Genomic DNA, 18,643 nt, shown 5'->3' on the forward strand with positions numbered 1-18,643 from the left:
GGCAATACCGTGAATGCCCTGGCAGTGCATCGTCAGTGCGTGGTCAGGTCGAGCACCACGGCAGTTCACACGATGTTGATCATTTGGGCAGAGGCTGTCCGGGCGAACCGATCCGCAACCATCTTTGGGAGCCCGACACATGCGTGACAGCGTCCGATTGCTCCGACGTGGCCGATCGGCCCTGGCCGCCGCAGTGGCCGCCGGGCTGCTGCTGGCCGGTGGAGCCGCACCGCCGGCCGCCCTGGCCTCGCCGGCCGGCGCCCGGCCGGGTACGCCCGTCCCGGTGCAACTGTTGTCCATCACGGACCTGCACGGCTACTTCGGCGACTACACCACGACCGTGCCCGGAGCCCGGGCCGGCGAGCCGGCCAGTCAGGTCGGCGGCGGCGCCTACCTGACCACACACCTCAAGCAGGCCCAGGCCGGCCAGCGCAACTCGATCCTCTTCTCCGCCGGGGACGACTTCAGCGGCTGGCCGAACGAGACCGGATTCTTCTGGAACGAGCCGACCATCGAGTACCTGAACTCGGTCGGGCTGGAGTTCTCCACCGTCGGCAACCACGAGATGGATCGGGGCTACGAGTTCCTCCGGCACATGGACGATGGCACCTGCCGGTGGCGGCCCGACGACGACATCTGCTTCACCGACTCAACCGGCCGGCGATTCCACGGCGCGGACTACGACTACTACTCCGGCAGCCTCGTGGACGACCGCAGCGGCAAGCCGAAGATGCCGCCGTACCACGTGGAGTACGTCAGCGACGGACACGGAGGCCGGCTGCCGGTCGGCTTCGTGCACGCCACCACCAAGCTGATGTCCGAGGAGCAGATGTCCTACACACCGAAGGGATTCGACTTCCTCGACGAGGCCGACACGGTCAACAAGTACGCGGCGGAGCTGCGCCGGCAGGGCGTGAAGGCCATCGTGGCGGTCATCCACGAGGGCTTCTCCCAGGAGGCCGGCGCCGGGTACGACGAGTGCGTCAACCCCTTCGGCCCGATGTACGACGCCAACGCCCGGATCAGCGCGGACGTCGACGCGATCGTCACCGGACACTGGCACGCCCTGGTGAACTGCATGCTCCCCGACCCGGCCGGCAACCCGCGCCCGGTAGTGGAGGCGGCCAACCACGGCCGACTGTTCAACGAGATCAACCTCCAGCTCGACCCGCGTACCGGGGAGGTGCTGCGGGACCGGACGACCTCGGTCAACCACGCCAACACCCAGGACGTGACCCCCGACCCCGAGACCCTGCGGATCGCCGACTACTGGCGGGCTGAGCTGGCGAAGCGGTCGAACCTGCCGGTCGCGCGGGTGACCGCCGACCTGACCCGGGCCCCGGGTGACAGCGCCGAGTCGACCATGTACAACGTCGCCGCCGACGCGTTCCTCTGGGCCGCGAACAAGGACGGCAAGGCGGACCTGGCGGTCGCGATGCCCGGCATCCTGCGCCGGGACGTCAAGTACGCCGCCGACCCGGCCAACCCGGCCGACGCCCCGGGTCGGGTGCTCTTCTCCGAGATCGCGCTGGGCACCGTCTACGACACGGGCATCGGGGTGGGGCTGGTCCGGGGCGACGTGACCGGCGCCCAGCTCGACCAACTGCTGGAAAGTCAGTGGCAGCAAGCCGCCGACGGCACGGTGACCTACCGGCAGATGGCGGTGTCGGACAACGTCCGTTACCGCTACGACCTGTCCAGGCCGGTCGGCGACCGAGTCGACCCCGGCAGCGTGCGGATCGGCGGGAAGCCGCTGAAGCCCAAGTCGACGTACCGGATCGCGACCCTGGCGAACAACTTCTTCGCCAAGAACGCCACGCCGGGCTTCACCGCGCTGTTCGACGCGCGCAAGCAGGACCGCAGCCTGTACAACGGCGGTGACGCCCTGTGGCGCTACCTGGAGAAGAAGTCCCCGGTCCGCCCGCCCGCGCTGAACCGGGCGACCCCGACGCCGTCCCGCTGAGACGGCTCAACGACGCAGGACCGGACGGGTGCGGGCGGTCGAGCATCGCCCGCACCCGAGCACGTGTGGTTAGGTGTCCTGCCCAGAGATGTTGGGGACGCGGCCAGGGGCGGACCGTTAGAGAAGCCGCTCGGCGAGAGTCTCGCGCAGATCGTCGGGCAGCCCGTCGATCTCGACCAGCTCGGGCAGGAGTTCCGGCTCGGTCATGTACGCCCGAAACGCCTCTGCGATCGACACTCCGTGCGCCGGACGGCCCTCCACGACCACCGGGTCGCCGGCGGACACCTCGCCCGGCTCCAGCACACGCAGGTACGCGCCCGGGCGGTTCGCCCGGGTGAACGTCTTCACCCAGCGCGGCTCGCCCATCTTGTGCTGGAACGTGACGCACGGGATGCGGCCGAAAGTCGGCTGGAGGACCAACCGCGGACCGATGCGCCACCGCTCACCGATGACGGCGCCGTTGACGTCAACCCCCTCGGTCGTCAGGTTCTCGCCGAAGAGCCCGTTGGACAGCAGGCGACTCAACCGCGCCTGCCACCAGTCGTAGTCCTCCCGCGCGTACGCGTAAACGGCTTGGTCGTCGCCGCCGTGATGCTCGACGTCGAAGATCTGGTCACCAACCAGGCCGCTGTGCAGCCCGGTCGTCTTGGGCCCCGGCGCGCGAACGGCTACCAGGTGGTCAACCGGCCGCTTGTTGATGCCCGTGATACCGACGCCCTTGGCCGGGTTAGGCTCCGGCAGCGCCACATTGACCGAAACGATTCTGCTCACGCCAGCAAACTAACGTGGTCCGCCGGTTGGGTGCGCAGCATTTTGGCGTAGATCAGCGGCGCGGTGGCCTGGTGGATCTCCGAGTAGATGTGGCTGCGTATCGGCTCGGGGGTGTCGGGCCGGGCAGAGACGGCGACCTCACGGGTGCGCCGTCCCCGCCCGTGCATGACCTCGGGAACATGAGCGGTCCTCTGCGGCTTTGACGGCGACGGTGGCTATCCTTCAGCGATGCTGACGCAGCGCCTGACGGCGATCTGGTGACGACGTACCGACGTCGCGGGCATTGGCGAACAAGTTCGGGCGGCAGCCGGCACTGGGTGACCACCCACAAGGTGTCCAGATCGTCTGCCAGGTCGTCCGCGCCGCCTCGGCGGAGCTACGCGAGATCATCCTCAACCGTGTCCAGCGTTGCAGTGGGCTGGATCAGCCCGAATGCCAGCTGCCCCGTCTGCGGCGCGTCGGTCTACTTTTACGCCAATCAGCACGGCAGCCGAGTCTTCTTCGATGATCTGGGACCGCCGTGGCCGAAGCATCCGTGCACCGACGACCCCACCCGGAACGTGACCACGGCGGGTGGCCGTCAGGCACCAAGTCTCCGGGACTTCAGTGTCATGCAGCGTCCGAGCGAATCACGTGATCGTCGCTGGAAGCCCTATACGGTCAGGGGCATCACGATCGAGGATGGCCGGCCGCGAATCACCCTTCAACCGCTCAGTGGGTCTGGGCGGGCGCGTCATTGGATCGCCTCGAAGCCGATGCCCCTGCAAGCGGACGACCTTGTCTTCGTACAAGCACAGCAGATGTCCTATTTCGACACGGACGTGTGGCAACCTGCGGTCGTCGAGGATGCCAGGCGCGCCGTCGAAACCGCTCGAAAGTTGATCACCACTCGGGACAAGCAGCACGTCCTGGCCACGCTCGCCGCGCAAGTCGCAGCAGGTGAGATGACGCTCGACGAGATGGCTGACGCATCGGTCGCCGTCCAGGCAGCCCGAACTCGCGGCGAGATCGCCGACGCACTCAAGATCCGAGTCACGGACCTGAAGGTCGCGCCGCCTCGCCCCGGCGACCTGTGGATGCTCGCGATCGCGTTCGTCCTCATGGTCGTGGCGACCAGCGCCGCCGAAGGCGGCCGCTCCTTCCTGATGATGCTTCCCGGACTGCTGCTCATGGCGACGGCGGTCTACCGTCTCAACCCGGATGTGGAGCGTGGGACCAGAGTCTTCCTTGCCGTGTTGATGGCCATGGTGGCAATCTGTCCCGCCGGCGTGCTCGGTGGTGCGATCCAGGTCGAGATCCTCGGTCACTGACCGTTGTCACGTGGTCGACGTCGCCCTGATCCTCGGGGCTGATCAGCGGGTCGCAGCCCGCCGCAGCACCGCGACGATCTCCCCGATGTCGCTCTCGGAGAGCCGGGGCAACTCGCCGGCGAACTGCTGGTGCGCGGCGGCGATCACGCCCCCCGTCGGCGCGCCGGCCTCGAGCGCCAGCTTCAGATCCTTGGTGGCCAGGCCGTACGAGAACTGGGTGGGCGCCTCAGGGTTGTTTAGCCGGGCGCGCACCCGCGGCACAAGTGAACCGAGGGCGGTGCCGCTCAGCGCCGCCAAGGTGGTCTCCGTGGACAGCCCGAGCCGATCGCCCAGCGCCAGCGCCTCACCGACAAGCACGAACGAGCCGCACAGCGCCACGTTGACGACAAGTTTGACGGCCGCGCCCGCACCCAGTGGCCCGACATGCTGGACGTCGCCGAGCACTTCCAGCACCTCGCGTACCCGGGCCAGGGTCTTGTCGCTGCCCCCGAAGAGGATCGCCAACTCCCCGGCTGCGGCGGCCGGCAGGCTGCCCTTGACCGGGGCGTCCGCGAAGTCCAGGTTGGGCAGCCGGTCGCGCAGCGAGGCGACGTAGTCAGGGCCGACTGTCGACATCTCGACCAGCGTCACGGCCGGGTCGAGCGCCGCAGCGGCCCCGTGGTCGCCGAAGAGCACCGCGTCCACGGCGGTCGGTCCGGTCAGCATGGTGATCACCACGTCGGCCCCTGCGACCGCCTCGGCCGGGGTCGCGGCGGCCCGGGCCCCCGCCTGCACCAGCGGCGCCGCCTTATCGGCAGTGCGGTTGTAGACCGTCACCTCATGGCCGGCAGCGATCAGCCGACCGGCCATCAGTGCGCCCATCCGGCCGAGACCGAGAAATCCGATGCGTGTCATCCAGACAACCTAGCGTCACCCGTCGCGGTCGCAGCGCGCCCTCCCCGTCGGCTGGTGCGAGCGCGCGTGTCGACCTGCTCCGCGACGCGGCGCATCAGCGCCATGTTGGCGAATGGCCGGGCGGTGGTGAGGAACTGGTGGGCGCGCTGGTTGACCGACTCGTAGTGGTGATCCGCACTGAGGGCGAGGGCCTGCAGGGCCAGCCCGGCGGCCTGTTCCGGGTCGGGGTTGTCGTTGTGCAGGTGAGCGGTCAGCCATGGTCTGCCACCCCCTGGCGGTGCCGAGATGCGGTCACGGTGCGGACAGACCGAAGCCGCCACCTCCGACAATCCTGGGTCGGTCACCCGGGGTTGCCCGCACCGGTATGGCACGGGCGGGGATGCGATCGACAGCAGCGCGGAGCCCGCGCAGGCTATCGGCGACGTCATCGGCTGCGGGTGGTCACGCGCAGCCTGCTGTGTCGCAGTTTGTCGGAGTCCGAGTCAGCATCTGCCGACAATGTCGCGGCCCGGCGCGACGGGCGTGTCGGACGGCTGGCGTCTTACGGTCGACCCATCGAGCGACCCCCACGCACACACTCCGCCCGCGAGCTATTTCTGCGTTTCAAGGAGGTATGTCCATGACCGAGACGGCCACTGCGAGGGACCCCCGTCCACCAGGCCAGCCAGGCCCCACGCGGCCGGAGTCGGTATTGCCGGAGCTACGGGCTACGTGGTGGGAGACGGGAGTGCGGGCGCGGGCGGAGGCCGGCGTGTTCACCGTCTTCGCGGAGCTACCCAGACTCGTTCGGACCGCTCTGGGCGTCAGTTGGCGCGCGGACCGGCCTCGCACGCTTGTGGTAGCCGTAGCGACCGTCGGCGCGGGGGTGATGGCGGCGTTCGGCCTGCTGGCGACCCAGCGGGTGTTGGTCGAGTTGTTCGCTGGCGGTCCGACGGCAGACAAAGTGCGTGCCGCGCTGCCCGCGCTGGCCGTGCTGGCGGGGGCGGCCGCGCTGCGCGCGGGGATGGGCATCGCCACGGGGTACGCGCAGAACGGGTTGACACCGCAGGTGAGCCGGGAGGTGGAGCGGGGCCTCTTCGAGGTGTCCACGGCGGTGCGGTTGGAGGCGTTCGACGCCGACGCGTTCGCCGACGACATGGAACGCGCCTCGCGCGGCACGGAGTCGGCTATCGGGCTGGTGCAGTCCTCGATGAACCTGCTCGCCGGGCTGGCCGGGGTGCTGGCCGTGGCCGTCGCCGTCGTCGTGATCCACCCGCTGTTGCTGGTGGCGTTGCTGGTGGCGACGGTGCCGAACGGGTGGGCGGCCCTGCGGGCGGGACACCTGCGGTATCAGACGTACACGGCCGGGTCGGTGCGGCGGCGCCGGTTGTGGCTGTTGCAGCGGCTGATGGCTGAGCGGGCGTCCGCACCGGAGCTGCGGTCGTACGGGCTGCGCCGGTTCCTGCTCGACCAGTACGACCGGGTCATGCAGGTCGAGACCGACATCCAGCTCGTCCTGGCGCGGCGGGTCACCACCACCACCTCGGTCGGGGCGATGATCGGGGGAATGGCCACCGGCGTGGTGTACGTCCTGCTCGGGCTGCTGCTGATCGACGGGCAGATTCCCCTCGCCGCCGCGGCGACGTGTGTGATCGCGGTGCAGTCGGCGCAGCGCTCCCTCGCGACCGTCACGTTCCAGGTCGACCGCGTCTACACGGAGGGCCAGCACTTCAACGACTACACCGGCTTCATGACCCGCGCCGCCGCTTACCTGCCCGAGAAGCCGGGTGCCGCACCCGACGGCACACGCCCCGACCAGCTGCGCGAGCTGACTGTCCGCGGGGTGAGTCTGTGCTACCCCGACCGCGACATCCCCGCCGTCGACAACGTCACCCTGACCATCACCGCTGGGCAGACCGTCGCGTTTGTCGGCGAGAACGGCTCGGGAAAGACAACCCTGGCCGCGATGATCGCCACCCTCCGCGCCCCCACCGACGGCAGCATCGAATGGAACGGCCGCCCAATGTCATCGTGGGACGTCGATGGGCTGCGGGCCAGGATCGCGGTGGTGACGCAGGAATACCACAAGTGGCCGTTCACCGCGGCCACGAACATCGCCATCGGCGACGTCGACACCGACGCCCAGCAGGACCTCATCGAGTCGGCCGCGGCCCGCGCGGTCGCCCACGACATGATCACCGAACTGCCCCACGGGTACGAGACGCTGCTCGACCGGACCTTCGCCCGGGGCCAGGACCTCTCCGGCGGGCAGTGGCAACGCATCACGGCAGCCCGGGGTTTCCTGCGTGACGCCGAACTGCTGATCATGGACGAGCCGTCCTCCGCCCTCGACCCGCGCGCCGAAGATGCCCTGTTCCAGGCGATCCGCGACCGTCGGGGCCAGGCCACCACGATCCTGATCACGCACCGGCTGGCGAACGTCCGCCACGCTGACCGGATCTTCGTCCTGCATCACGGCCACCTGGTCGAGGCCGGTAGCCATGACGACCTCATCGCCGCCGGCGGCCGGTACGCCGAACTGTTCGCCCTGCAAGCCGCCGGCTACGACGCAACCCTGGGCGCAGCCGTCCAGGTGCCGCCGCAGCACCAGCCCACCTCGGGTTGAGGAGCGCCGCCTTGGAGGACCTGACTCTCAGGTGAGCCGAGCGCGCCCGATGCCGATCGTCACTGGCCGGTGGACTCCAGTTGACCGAAGGCCAGGCTCCACCACGACTCCGGGTCGGTGAACGCGGACGGGTCCGCCATCGTCAACTCGGCGCGGATAGCGGCAGCGCGGGCCGCGCGCTCCCGGCCGCCCGGGTCTTTCGCGATCAGCTGCCCGAGGCGGTAGAGAAACTCGACGAAAGCCGCGAACGTCGTGTTGGCCCGCTCGAAGTTCGGCGACTCCAGGTCCAGCAACTCGACGCCGCCGGTGAGCGTGTCCAGGCAGAAGAGCATCTGGCTGTCCTCGGGAGAGCTGCCAAGGACGAGGTAGGTACGCGGCCCCGCGTCGCCGATCTCGATGCGCAGCTTCGAGAACAGCTCCAAGCCTTCGACGGCGACGTCGACGGTGAACAGGATTGGTACGTCCGTCGGGAAGGCGCCGTTGGGTGGGAAGATCTCCGGCCGGATCGGCCCGAGGAGGTCGTGAAACCTGTCGACCGGGAAGTGCAGCACACCGTCGGTGCCCCACAGGTCGACGAGCTCCTCGTAGGTGACGGTCACTCGTCCGGCTCCTCATCGTCCTCGTCTACGGTGGTCAGCCCATGCTCGTCGAGGAACTCCCACCACCCGTCGTCGGGTGCGACATCGACGTACAGGGGACCGAAGACGTAGCCGGCGAGGAAATATTCGAGGTTCGGCATCAGCTCCTCGAACTCCTCCCGCACATAGAACGGGTCATTGCTGGTCTGCGGGCACCACCAGACCGCCCCAGTGTCGCGCCGCAGCAGCAGCGGCTCCCGGGCCAGGACGCCGAGGTAATACCACTCGGCGGACTCCTCAGCCACGCCGGTGAACTCAGGCATGCTGCCGAGCATGCCCTGCCAGTAGTCGACGTCGGTGGTGCCCCACAGTTCGAAGTCGCCGGCCCGGACGCCGTCGGCGACCTCCAGCAGCTCGCGGACCGGCTGCGGCACGTCGGTGGAGATCTTGTCGGCGGGTGCGCCCTGGCCGATCTGCGCCCACAGCAAGGTCGCGGGCTGGTCTGCCTCCAGATCGGCGCGCAACTCCACGATGAGTTCCCGCAGGTCGGGGTTCAAGGAATCACCTCTATTCGGATCGGCGTTCCGTCCGGCAGATTCATGATCTTCTGCCAGATCTTGTTGCCCATGTCCCGGTTCGTATGGGAGTCCAGAAACCTCAGATTATCGGCGGTGTCCGGACCGCCCAGTTGCGGATCCCAGACATGATCGGCGTCGACCCGACCCAGGCGGGCGAGAAGCTTGTTCGCCATGGCCTTGCCCTCCTCGGTGGCTGTGCCGCCCGGCGGCCAGTACTTGGCCAAAATCAATTGCCGGACGCGATCGCGGTACGCCTTGGTGAGCTCAGGGTCCTTGTCGAGGGGGTTTGCCTGCTTGAACAGCTTGCCCTCGTCACTGAGCTTCTGCAGCGCTCTGACCTTGCGGTCGAAGGGTCCCTTCTTGTAGGTCGGCTCACGCTTGATCCTGAGGACGAACTCGGGCAGGTCGTTGTTGCGGGTCACCGGCGGCGCGGGAATCCGCTTCTTCGGCTTCTCGGCGGCAGCCTCGACCGCCTTGCCGACCAGCTTGCCAACCTTCGCCTTCGGCACGCCGCCGCGTGGCTTCGAGCCCTTCGGCTTGGGGCTAGGCATCCAACAGCTCCGAGAGGACCTGGTCGATCAACAGGCCGACGATCTCCCGCGTGATCATCTGGAAGATCGGAATCTCGAGGAGTGACGCGCCGAAGGTGGCGACCGCCGTCGCGATGGCCTGCGCCACCTCGAACGCCAGAATCGCGAGCTGCACGATCACCTGGATCTTCAGGGCCAGCACAATCGCCGCACAAATGATCAGACCGGTGCCGACCAGCGTCGCCGCCTGGGAGTAGCCCGGCAGTGTGCCCGGCCCGCTCTCGGCGTCCGTCCACCACTTCTGGAACGCCTGCAACGACTCGGCACTGTGCTGCGACCACACCGCGGTCGCGGCCGACCCGGCTTGGCCCGCGGCGGCCCCGACGGTGCCGCCGAACGCAAGCCAAGCCTGGCCCATCTCGAAGATCTTCTCCTCGTCGGCCTCGGGCCAGGTGTACCCGAGCCAGCCGAGCGCGGTGATCAGCTCACCCGGCAGTTGGAGGCCCATGCCGTCAGGCCAGCTGCCCGCGGAGGGCCTGGATCATGCCGGCCGCGTCCTGCTCGGCGGCCTCGTAGTTGTCAGCCATCAACGTCAGGTCACTGCCCGCCGACCCGATCTCCTCGGCCGCCTCGCCGATGCAGTCGAGCACCCAGGCCGCGACCGTGGTGTAGGCGACGCCGATCAGTGACCCGATGTCGTCAGCGCCCCACGGCTCGCCGAACCCCTGCATCTGTGACTCGAAACTCTCCAGCTCACCAATGAACCTCTGGGCAACGTCGATCACGGAGTCCCCGCCGGACCGCAGCAACTCCGGATCGACCTCGAAGCCGCTCATTGGGCGCCACCGGGCGACATGCGCCTCTGCGCGTCGGCCAACGCCTGCATGAACGCGCCGAGCCGCGGCACGGCCGTGTCCCGGATCTCCTGCAACTGCTCGGTGAGCTGCGACAGGTCCCCGGCCGCCGGCACCGGCGCCGCGGCTCCGCGCATCTTGTCGATCGCCGCGTTCACCGCCTCAATGACGTGATCGCCGACCTGCGCAGAGCCCAGACGCATCAACCGCGGGTCCAGGGTCAGCGCCGCCAACCGGCCGTCCGCCCCGAACTCGGCCTGCACCAGCCCGTCCGCGGACTCCCCGATCCGCCGGCGGCGCGCGGTCTCCTCATCCTCTGGCGCAGGACTGGCAGCCCGCAGCGCACCGACCGTCACATCGAGCATGCGGGCGAAATCCCCGCCCGCCGATTGATTCATCGACATCTACCCTCCCCATTTAACTCGGAGAATACAACCGAGCTGCCCCTTTTCGACGCCCGCTCAGGCGCGTACTCGCGGCCACCTGGTAGCTCAGCTGGCAGCGTGTCGATTAGCACGTCGGCACGATGATCCGCCCGTTCAAGGTCACCTACCGGGCGGCGCTGGTGTCCCGCGCGCCCACCGGAAATTTGCCAGCATGCCCTCCCCCTATCCGGCGGGGGCACTCCCGTACGGCGGTGTGCGCAGCCCGAGAAACCAGCGTCGAGCATTCTCGGACGGGCCAGCGCGGTATCGGTCGACACGACCGTGGATCCGCCTGACGCGACCCTTTTCCCGGAAGAGGAGAAGACCGTCGCTCGCGCGGTGGACAAACGGCGACAGGAATTCACCACCGCCCGCTGGTGCGCGCGCCAGGCGATGGCCCGGCTCGGCCGGCCGCCGATGCCCGTGCTTCCCGGCCCGCGGGGCGAGCCGCAGTGGCCGGACGGCCTGGTCGGCAGCATCACGAACTGTGCCGGATACCGTGGGGCGGTGCTCGCCAAGGCGGACGTCGTCACCACCGTGGGCATCGACGCCGAACCGAACGAGGCACTTCCCGACGGGTTGCTCCCGGCCGTGTCGGCCGAGCAGGGCCTCATCCTCACCGCCATCGCCGTTGTCGCGCCGGTACCGGCGGCCGCTACCCCAGGCTCGCTCACCGCCTGACCACGAAAGGTTGCTGCCGCGATTCCCAGGGCGTGGCGCCTTCTCCGGCGTCGCGACGACTCAGCCGTCGACGGGGTAATCGAGGTGCAGGCTCGCCGGCAGGTTGGACCGGCCGGTCACGTTCAGCTTGCGGTACGCGCGGGTCAGGTGCTGTTCGACCGTGCTGATCGTGATGTGGAGCTTCTCGGCGATCTCCCGGTTGGTGTAACCCGCCACTGCTAGCGCGGCGACCCGGCGCTCCGAGTCGCTCAGATAGGCGGGATCATCAGCCGGATCCATCGGCGGGGAGGTGGACTCGCCGTCACCCCGGCCGGCCTCCCGGTTCAGGATCGCGAGCAGCGGCAACGCACCCGCCTTCTCCGCGGTCGTCCGGGCCGACCCCGAAGATCCTCCTTTATGTCGCCGCGAGGCGCTATGTGCGCTCGAGGCGTGGGCGTCATCGGCTGGAACCGAAGGAGACGGTGTAGGCAAAGGGCGCGAGCAGCACTCGGATCCAGTAGGACTCGGTGGCGTCCAGCATGACGAGAACGACGGCGATCTCGGGATAGACCGCGCTCAGGCCAAGATTGGCGAAGTAGGAGTCGCTGTCGAAGACCATCCGGTACGCACCATGGTCGAGCCGGTCGTCGGCCCAGTCGTGCAGGTGTCCGTGATCGTCAGTCTCCGCACGTGCGATTGCCTGCCACCCGTCCGCCGTCGCCCCATCGAGCCGGACCCGGACGCCGGCGGCCGGGCGGCCATAGACCACATCCAGCGCGTGCCCGGTGATCCTCATGAAGAACTCGCTCACATTGTCGGCCCGCACCGTGGGTACCTGATTGCCGACAGCTTCGAGCGACACGCTATCGATGCGCATTCGATCGGTTATCGTCTTGACTATCGTGGCCGAGAGCGAGAAGGAAAAGGCTTCGATAGCCCATCGATGGGAGTCGTGCCTAACGTCAGTCCCAGAACCGCTGCGGCCATCACGGCAGCAAAGCAGAACTCACGAGGGAAACGGGGATCCACAATGCGCTCGACCGCTGCTCGCTTCGTCTTCGCTGGTATCTTCGGCACCATGCTCGCCCTGGCCGGCGCTACTGCGGCCCAGGCCGGCGACACCGAGGCGACCAACGTCGGCACGACCGTCGTTGCACCGGAGGGAACTCCCGAGGAGGCCCAGACCCTCGACTCGTGGCCCTGGGGCTGAGAAGCGACCCAGGCGATGGCGACGTCCGACGCCGGTCCGATATAGTGGCCATTCGAACGTTGGACAAAAGTCAATGTTAATAACAGGCGAAGGCCTCCAGTCGTGCGGTTAAATTGTCGACAGACACCCGCACAGGCTGGAGGCCTTCGTGTGGGCGTCGCGCACCCCTCGCCAGCCTCGACCGGCCGCCGCGGTTCCGGGCGCTGCGATCCCCCTGCCGCCCCGCCCTACACCTCGGCCATCGGTGGTTCGACGAGCGGCTGATCCACAGCCTGGGCCTCGCGAAGCATCGCCAGCACACGCGACTCGAGAACCGGCGCCTGAATGCTGCGAAACAGGCTCAAAGATTGACGTAGGTGCGTCACGGCCTGCGGCGGCTGGCCGGAAGCGAGCGCCAGCTCACCGAGGCTCAGCTCGACCCGCCCCCCGATCAACCGTTCGCCGCTGTTGGCGGCCAGCAGCCGCGCGTCGTTCAACGCCGCCCGCGCCTCGGTGTGATCGCCGACGCGCAGGTGCGCCACGCCGAGGCCGTGCATCGCGTAGGCCTCGCCGATCGGATCGCCCAGGGCCTGTACGGCGGCGAGCGCCTCACCGAACGCCGTCACGGCCGCCGCCGGATCACCCGCCTGCAGGTGTGCGTCGCCGAGGCGGTGCAGCACCTGCGCCTCGATCCGACGGCTGCGTGCCTGCCGGCTGAACTTCAGAGCTTGCGGGAGCATGTTCCTGGCGCTGTCCGGCTCACCCCGCTCCAGCGCCACCTGGGCCATGTTGTGCAGCACGTAGGCCGCCGCAGCCAGGTCGCCCGCCTGGTGAAGCACCTTGAGTGCGAGTTCGTAACGGCGGGAAGCCTCGTCGAAGTTGCCGGCGATCCGGTCCAGATAGGCGATGTGCAGGCCCACCAGCGCCGCCCCTTGCTCGGCGTCGATCTGCTGGAACAGACGATCCGCCTGCTCCAGACTCCGCCGGGCGCCATCGAATCGCCTTTCAACGATGCCCAGCGAGCCGGTGGAGTATTGCATGACCGCTTGGCCACGCAGGTCGGCGGCGGCCCGGCACACCGCAAGGGCGACCCGGTGCGTGTCCCGCCAGTCGCTGAGATAGAGCCGCGACTCGAACAGCGTCACCGACGTGAACGCCAGGTCCCAGCACAGCTCCACCAACCCGACCTTCGCAGCTTGGCGCACCGCCGCGACCAACGTCTGCCGTTCCCGCTCGAACCAGCTCATCGGCTCGCGGATGTGCCACTCGACCGTCTTGGGAGCGATCGGCCACCGGCGGGCGCTGCTGTGCACCTGCTGGCTGTCGACGCCGTGAAGCCGGTGGTGTGCCTGCTCGGCGAGATAGAGCAACGCGCCGAGGACCCGCGCCAGAGCGGCATTGCGCTCAGTGGCCGTCTCCTCCGCGGCCAGCCGCTCGCGGGCGAAGACCTTGATCAGATCGTGGAAGCGGTACTGGGTGCGCGAGCCGCCCTCGGTGCCGGCGATCTCCACCAGGTGGGCATCGACGAGTTCGTCGAGCAGATCCTGTGCGTCGACGAGAGGCTGGTCGAGCAGCGCGGCTCCGGCCCAGCCGGCGAAGACCGGAAAGTCGAGCAGCGCCAGCCGGCGAAACAGGCGACGGGCGTCGGGTTCCAGGTTGTCGTACGTGTCGGAAATGCTGACGCGGATCCCGAGGGCTCCGTGCTTGAGCTCGTCGAGCCGCCGTGACTCGTTCTCCAGGCGGCTGGTGAGCTCTTCCACCGTCCAGTGCGGTCGGGCGGAGAGCCGTGCCCCGGCGATGCGCAGCGCGAGCGGCAACTGGCCGCAGAGCTCGGCGATTTCGTCCGCTGCGCCCGCCTCGGCCTGGACCCGCACCTCGCCGACGATCCGGGAGAGCAGCTCGACGGATTGCTGGGGGTCGAAGACATCCAGCCCGATATGGGTGGCGCCGGGCAGTCCAGCCAGCCGTCGCCGACTGGTGATCAGCACGGCGGCGCTGGGATTGCCGGGCATCAGTGGCAGCACCTGCGCCTCACTGGCGGCGTTGTCCAGCACGACCAGGATCCGCCGGTCGGCGAGGAGCCCGCGGTATACCTCCGCCCGCTCGTCCAGCCCCTCTGGGATGGCCGACCCGGGCACCCCGAGGGTACGGAGGAAGCGTTCGAGAATCTGTGTCGGGCTCGCCTGCCGGGAGGCTCCCCCGTGCAGGTCGGCGAAGAGCTGGCCGCCCGGGTAACGCCAGGACAGGCGGTGCGAGACGTGGACGCACAACGTGGTCTTGCCGATTCCGGGCTTGCCCGCGACCACCACCACCGGCACCGCGAACTGCGCCGGGCTCTCCGCAGCGTTGGCCAAATGGAGCTGGATCTCTTCGATCTGCTGGGACCTGCCGGTGAAATCGGCGATGTCGGTGGGCAACATGCTCGGCACGACGACGCCGGCCAGCACTGGTTGGACAGCCTCCACCGGCATCAGCATCGTGGAAGTGACGTCGGTGCCCGGTTTACCGATCGACGGCGCGCCGACCTCGATCACGTCCCCGGCGGGCGGCACGCTCAGGGCGGCGTCCGAGCTGAGGATGGAGCGTTCCAGCCGTTGCAGGGAGTCGCTGGGCTCCAGGCCCAACTCGTCGATGAGTGCCCGCCGAGCGGACCGGTAACACTCCAGTGCCTCGGCCTGCCGGCCGGAGCGGTAGAGCGCCAGCATCAACTGGCCACGGACCCGTTCCCGCAACGGGTGGGCGGCGACCAGACCACTCAGCTCTGCGATCAGATCGCGATGCCGGCCCAGCTGGAGTTCGAGGTCGATGCACTCCTCGATGGTCATCAGCCGGCGCTCGGCGAGCCGGTCAGCGGCCGCGCGCAACGGCTCGCTCTCCAAACCCTCAAGAGCCACGCCCCGCCACATCCGCAGCGCCTCGCGGTAGCAGCTCACCGCCTGTTCCTTGCCCGCGGCCCGGCCCGCCCGGCCAAGGATGCTCTCGTAGACCTGGTGGTCGACGTGCTCCTCGTGCACTTCGAGGGCATAGCCCTGATACCGCGTGACGATGGCCGCCGGCAGGCCGTTCGCGGCCAGAAGGCGGCGCAGCGCGGAGACGCAGATCTGCACCTGGGCACGTGCGCTGCTGGGCAGCCGAGCACCGTAGACGGCGGTCACCAGACGGCCGACCGAAACGACGTGTCGCGGCTCCAATGCCAGACTCGCGAGGACGATTTGTTGTCGATGGCCCCCCAGGTCGAGGCGCTGCCCGTCGGCGACCACCTCGAGAGGACCGAGCACCCGGAATTCCACGTTCCGTCCCTAGAACGGGCCACCAGAGCAGGGTCGCCCGGACGACGGAATCGGATTCGAAGCGCATTGGAAGGTGCTCCGCGGATAACCATGGATGCACGCATACGACCGAGTAATCCACATCGTACTCACCCCCATGTGTACCGCATGAGGTTACGATCGCATCTATGTCCGCCGCTACACACTTCGCGGAACAGCGCCGTACGGCCAGTGTCGCCCTAGCTGTTCTACCGATGGCCCGTCAACTGATACGGAAGTAGGCCGGATGCCAGACCAGATACCCCGCGCAAAAGCTTGACCCAGCGCATCCGAGGTATTAATATCGCCAGCTCCATCGTGGAGCTAAGAATAGAGCAACGTCGACCGGGTCTCTGACCCTCGGTCCACTCGCCGGGCAACCCGAGCCGGGATCATCGACCCCTGACACCAGATCCTGCGGGACCACGTAACGAAATGCCGGGTCAGAGCGGGATGGTCCCGTGCTGCCCTCGCCCGGCAGGCGCCGCCGCGAGCGCTTCGGCCAGCCTGCGGCGGGTGTCCGCAGGGCGGATGACCTCGTCGACCACCCCGATGGCAAGCGCCCGGCCCACGCCGCCGGGTAAACGGCCTGGTCGGCAGCATCACGCACTGTGCCGGATACCGTGGGGCGGTGCTCGCCAAGGCGGACGTCGTCATCACCGTGGGCATCGACGCCGAACCGAACGAGGCACTTCCCGACGGGTTGCTCCCGCTCGCTCACCGCCTGACCACGACGAGAAGCTGCGGCTGAGTTCGTCGAGCTGGAGGGGACATCACTCGGGTCCCTGGTGGGTAGGCGTGGCCGGATTCAAGGCGCCCTTCAGGATGCGCATGGTCAGGAGGTCCAGCGGATCTTCCGGAGCGACGATTGTGGTCGGGTCCTGCATCATGGCCTGGGAAAGGCGTGGATGCCGTCCCTGCGCCGCGATGTGTCGCAGGTATGCGGTCTGCGCCGCCTGCCACTGCTCGATGGTTTGGCCGTTGCGGCGGCGCTCGCCTGCAAGTTCGTTCTGCATGAATAGGGCGACGATGCCGTTGAGCATGGCGAACGCCTGCAGTTTGGTGCCGACAGAGGCGGGATGGTCGTCGAGCACGGCGAGGACGTGTTCGACCAGGTCCAGCGAGTTCGGTCCCATGGTCGGCTGCCCGGTGACCAAAGGGACGAGCCAGGGGTGGCGACGCATGATCGTACGCGTCTGGCGAGCGAGCCCGACCAGGTCCGCCAGCCAGTCACCGCTAGGCGGGTCCAGTTCGTACTCCGCGGCCACGGAATCGACCATGAGGTCGATGAGTTCGTCACGGTTGGCCACGTAGCGGTACAACGAAGCGGGGCCGGTTGCGAGGCTCGACGCCAGTCGGCGCATGGTGACCGCGTCGAGGCCGTCAGTGTCGGCGATAGCGACGGCAGCTGCGGTGATCTCGGCGCGGCTGCGTTCGTTCGGCCTACCGGTCGGCATCGACTCGGGTCTCATCCAGATCGCCTGATCCACCCGCCTCATCACCGCGTTCGACGTCCCTTCCACAGGCTGAGGCTCGCAACCTCCGTGGCTGCTACTCTAGTTTGCGATCGGCGTTCGCGAAGTCCTCCCGCGGCGAGGAGACATCACCTATGCAAATCTTGATGGTCACACCGGGCACACGCGGTGACGTCGTACCCGCCGCCGGGCTCGGTGCGCGCCTGCAAGCCCACGGCCACCAGGTCGCTGTTGCGGCGAACGCTCCGTACGCCGACATCGTCACCACCGCAGGTTGCGAGTTCCGCGAGCTGCCCGGCGACATGCGGCATCTCGTCAACCCGACCTCGACCAGCGTCGAGAGCCCGGCCAGACGGATGCGCGACTACCTGCACGACCTCCGCGACTACATGGACCGGGCGGCCACCGGCACCCTCGCCGCGGCGCAGGCCGGAGCCGACCTGCTGCTAGTGAACTCGGTGGCCCCCTTCGCCTGCGATGTCGCCGAAGGGCTCGGTGTGCCGAGCGCCGGGATCTTCCTGCAGCCCATGGAACCCAGCGCCGCATACCCGCCTATGCTCGGCCTTCCACGCAGTCTCGGATCGTGGGGAAACCGCCTCGCCGGAGTGCTGTTTCGTGCCGCCCGGGCACCATACGACCCGGCCTGCGCACGGATCCGCCGCGAACTGGGCCTGCCGAAGCAGAGCCGGCAGGCCGCCGAGCGACGCCGAGCCCGCGCAGGTTGGCCGATCCACCATGGAATCAGTCCCACTGTGATGCCTCGCCCTCGCGACTGGCGCGCCGGCCTCACACTGACCGGATACTGGTGGCCAGCACCCTCACCGACATGGACACCCCCACCGGCACTGGCGGACTCAGGCTGCCGAGCGGGCAGGTCCGGATGTCGCTGCTGCGGGCCATCGCCCGGCGGATGCTGCCGCAGAAGGCGTTCCATTGACGTCCCCCACCGAAGGAGCTCGATGACCCACACCGCCCACCGGCCATCCACTGCCGTGTCCCGGGTCCCGCCGCCGAGCCGCATCGCGCGGATCGCCGCGTACGCTTCCGCCGCCGCCGCGGTGATCGGCTTCATTCCGCTGCACCTGGTGTGGGCGTTCAAGGTGCCGCTGTTCGCGAACGAAGCCATGTTCGAGGACTGGTATGCCGACGGCGGCGGCTTGTACCTGTTCGCGCTGTGCATCCTGGCGGCCCTGCCCGCGGTGATGTCCCTGGCGCTGGTCCGGCCGTGGGGCCTGGTGTTCCCCCGGTGGGTGCCGATGGTGGCCGGTCGCCGGGTGCCCCGGCGCCTGCTGGTGATTCCGGGTTACACGGTCCCCGCCCTGCTGCTGCTGTATTCGCTCTACGCCGTCGTGGTGACCATCGTGGAGTTCGACAGCCCCGAGGCGATCTTCAGCCCGTGGACCGCTGTCTACGGCCTCATCCAGTTCATCCCCTGGTGGCTCGGCCTGTTCCTGGCCACCCGGTCCTACGCGGCACGGACCGCGCCTTCCCGCCCCTGACCGA

20 protein-coding genes and 2 pseudogenes are annotated in these 18,643 nt (G+C 68.5%); 8 read left to right on the forward strand and 14 right to left on the reverse strand.

Annotation, left to right across the window (positions count from 1 at the left end):
- The first annotated feature begins 139 nt into the window (after positions 1–139).
- Positions 140–1,963: a bifunctional metallophosphatase/5'-nucleotidase gene (locus ACLQ28_RS14365; protein ID WP_425686743.1), complete on the forward strand. Its 1,824-nt coding sequence runs from the start codon at positions 140–142 to the stop codon at positions 1,961–1,963.
- 117 nt (positions 1,964–2,080) lie between these two features.
- On the opposite strand, the gene ACLQ28_RS14370 is transcribed toward ACLQ28_RS14365, so the two are convergent.
- The gene (locus tag ACLQ28_RS14370; protein WP_425686744.1) at positions 2,081–2,734 is read right to left on the reverse strand and encodes an MOSC domain-containing protein; all 654 of its coding nucleotides are present in this window, start codon (positions 2,732–2,734) and stop codon (positions 2,081–2,083) included.
- A gap of 398 nt (positions 2,735–3,132) precedes the next feature.
- Here ACLQ28_RS14370 and ACLQ28_RS14375 point away from each other — a divergent pair, with 398 nt between their 5' ends.
- A complete protein-coding gene (locus tag ACLQ28_RS14375; RefSeq protein ID WP_425686745.1) occupies positions 3,133–4,044 on the forward strand; it encodes a DUF1707 SHOCT-like domain-containing protein in 912 nt (303 codons plus the stop codon).
- Between the two features lie 42 nt (positions 4,045–4,086).
- Here ACLQ28_RS14375 and ACLQ28_RS14380 read toward each other — a convergent pair whose 3' ends face one another.
- Positions 4,087–4,938 (reverse strand): NAD(P)-dependent oxidoreductase, encoded by an 852-nt coding sequence (locus ACLQ28_RS14380; protein ID WP_425686746.1) that lies wholly within the window; start codon positions 4,936–4,938, stop codon positions 4,087–4,089.
- A complete protein-coding gene (locus tag ACLQ28_RS14385; protein WP_425686747.1) occupies positions 4,935–5,282 on the reverse strand; it encodes a hypothetical protein in 348 nt (115 codons plus the stop codon). Before ACLQ28_RS14385 ends, ACLQ28_RS14380 begins: the two co-directional genes overlap by 4 nt.
- A gap of 275 nt (positions 5,283–5,557) precedes the next feature.
- On the opposite strand from ACLQ28_RS14385, the gene ACLQ28_RS14390 reads away from it, so the two are divergent.
- Positions 5,558–7,543: an ABC transporter ATP-binding protein gene (locus ACLQ28_RS14390; protein WP_425686748.1), complete on the forward strand. Its 1,986-nt coding sequence runs from the start codon at positions 5,558–5,560 to the stop codon at positions 7,541–7,543.
- Between the two features lie 59 nt (positions 7,544–7,602).
- Here the strand turns inward: ACLQ28_RS14390 and ACLQ28_RS14395 are convergent, their stop codons facing one another.
- Genes ACLQ28_RS14395 through ACLQ28_RS14420 form a run of 6 tightly spaced genes read right to left on the reverse strand, consistent with a single transcriptional unit; the run spans position 7,603 to position 10,487 of the window.
- Positions 7,603–8,142: an SUKH-4 family immunity protein gene (locus ACLQ28_RS14395; protein WP_425686749.1), complete on the reverse strand. Its 540-nt coding sequence runs from the start codon at positions 8,140–8,142 to the stop codon at positions 7,603–7,605.
- Positions 8,139–8,678, reverse strand: a complete 540-nt coding sequence (locus tag ACLQ28_RS14400; RefSeq protein WP_425686750.1) for an SUKH-4 family immunity protein — start codon at positions 8,676–8,678, stop codon at positions 8,139–8,141. The genes ACLQ28_RS14395 and ACLQ28_RS14400 overlap by 4 nt, the downstream gene beginning before the upstream one ends.
- Positions 8,675–9,250, reverse strand: coding sequence for an endonuclease (locus ACLQ28_RS14405; protein ID WP_425686751.1), 576 nt, complete (start codon positions 9,248–9,250; stop codon positions 8,675–8,677). The genes ACLQ28_RS14400 and ACLQ28_RS14405 overlap by 4 nt, the downstream gene beginning before the upstream one ends.
- On the reverse strand, positions 9,243–9,737 hold the full coding sequence (locus tag ACLQ28_RS14410; protein WP_425686752.1) for a hypothetical protein: 495 nt from the start codon (positions 9,735–9,737) through the stop codon (positions 9,243–9,245). The genes ACLQ28_RS14405 and ACLQ28_RS14410 overlap by 8 nt, the downstream gene beginning before the upstream one ends.
- A 4-nt stretch (positions 9,738–9,741) precedes the next feature.
- Entirely contained in the window at positions 9,742–10,065 is a 324-nt protein-coding gene (locus ACLQ28_RS14415) for a WXG100 family type VII secretion target (RefSeq protein WP_425686753.1), read from the reverse strand.
- Complete coding sequence (locus ACLQ28_RS14420; RefSeq protein WP_425686754.1) at positions 10,062–10,487, reverse strand: YbaB/EbfC family nucleoid-associated protein; 426 nt, start codon at positions 10,485–10,487, stop codon at positions 10,062–10,064. The genes ACLQ28_RS14415 and ACLQ28_RS14420 overlap by 4 nt, the downstream gene beginning before the upstream one ends.
- Positions 10,488–10,790: 303 nt before the next feature.
- On the opposite strand from ACLQ28_RS14420, the gene ACLQ28_RS14425 reads away from it, so the two are divergent.
- Positions 10,791–11,189 carry a 4'-phosphopantetheinyl transferase family protein gene (locus ACLQ28_RS14425; RefSeq protein WP_425686755.1) on the forward strand — a complete coding sequence of 133 codons (399 nt, stop codon included), beginning with the start codon at positions 10,791–10,793 and terminating at the stop codon, positions 11,187–11,189.
- Positions 11,190–11,249: 60 nt separating this feature from the next.
- On the opposite strand, the gene ACLQ28_RS14430 is transcribed toward ACLQ28_RS14425, so the two are convergent.
- Both ACLQ28_RS14430 and ACLQ28_RS14435 read right to left on the reverse strand, forming a co-directional pair.
- On the reverse strand, positions 11,250–11,534 hold the full coding sequence (locus tag ACLQ28_RS14430; protein WP_425686756.1) for a helix-turn-helix domain-containing protein: 285 nt from the start codon (positions 11,532–11,534) through the stop codon (positions 11,250–11,252).
- A 91-nt stretch (positions 11,535–11,625) separates the two neighbouring features.
- The gene (locus ACLQ28_RS14435) at positions 11,626–12,045 is read right to left on the reverse strand and encodes a hydroxyisourate hydrolase (protein WP_425686757.1); all 420 of its coding nucleotides are present in this window, start codon (positions 12,043–12,045) and stop codon (positions 11,626–11,628) included.
- A gap of 153 nt (positions 12,046–12,198) precedes the next feature.
- On the opposite strand from ACLQ28_RS14435, the gene ACLQ28_RS14440 reads away from it, so the two are divergent.
- Complete coding sequence (locus ACLQ28_RS14440) at positions 12,199–12,378, forward strand: hypothetical protein (protein WP_425686758.1); 180 nt, start codon at positions 12,199–12,201, stop codon at positions 12,376–12,378.
- Between the two features lie 227 nt (positions 12,379–12,605).
- Here ACLQ28_RS14440 and ACLQ28_RS14445 read toward each other — a convergent pair whose 3' ends face one another.
- The 3 genes and pseudogenes from ACLQ28_RS14445 to ACLQ28_RS14455 form a co-directional block, all read right to left on the reverse strand.
- Positions 12,606–15,647, reverse strand: a complete 3,042-nt coding sequence (locus tag ACLQ28_RS14445) for an AfsR/SARP family transcriptional regulator (protein ID WP_425686759.1) — start codon at positions 15,645–15,647, stop codon at positions 12,606–12,608.
- A gap of 461 nt (positions 15,648–16,108) precedes the next feature.
- A pseudogene (locus ACLQ28_RS14450) lies at positions 16,109–16,252 on the reverse strand (acyl-CoA carboxylase subunit beta); the annotation flags it as partial.
- A 186-nt stretch (positions 16,253–16,438) separates the two neighbouring features.
- Complete coding sequence (locus tag ACLQ28_RS14455; RefSeq protein WP_425686760.1) at positions 16,439–17,155, reverse strand: TetR/AcrR family transcriptional regulator; 717 nt, start codon at positions 17,153–17,155, stop codon at positions 16,439–16,441.
- A 131-nt stretch (positions 17,156–17,286) separates the two neighbouring features.
- Here ACLQ28_RS14455 and ACLQ28_RS14460 point away from each other — a divergent pair.
- The 3 genes and pseudogenes from ACLQ28_RS14460 to ACLQ28_RS14470 all read left to right on the forward strand — a co-directional run.
- A pseudogene (locus ACLQ28_RS14460) lies at positions 17,287–17,472 on the forward strand (glycosyltransferase); the annotation flags it as partial.
- Between the two features lie 473 nt (positions 17,473–17,945).
- Complete coding sequence (locus ACLQ28_RS14465; protein ID WP_425686840.1) at positions 17,946–18,077, forward strand: hypothetical protein; 132 nt, start codon at positions 17,946–17,948, stop codon at positions 18,075–18,077.
- Between the two features lie 22 nt (positions 18,078–18,099).
- Complete coding sequence (locus ACLQ28_RS14470) at positions 18,100–18,639, forward strand: hypothetical protein (protein ID WP_425686841.1); 540 nt, start codon at positions 18,100–18,102, stop codon at positions 18,637–18,639.
- Positions 18,640–18,643: the final 4 nt, after the last annotated feature.

Origin of the sequence: Micromonospora sp. DT201, assembly GCF_049841575.1 — a bacterium.
GTDB lineage: Bacteria > Actinomycetota > Actinomycetes > Mycobacteriales > Micromonosporaceae > Micromonospora.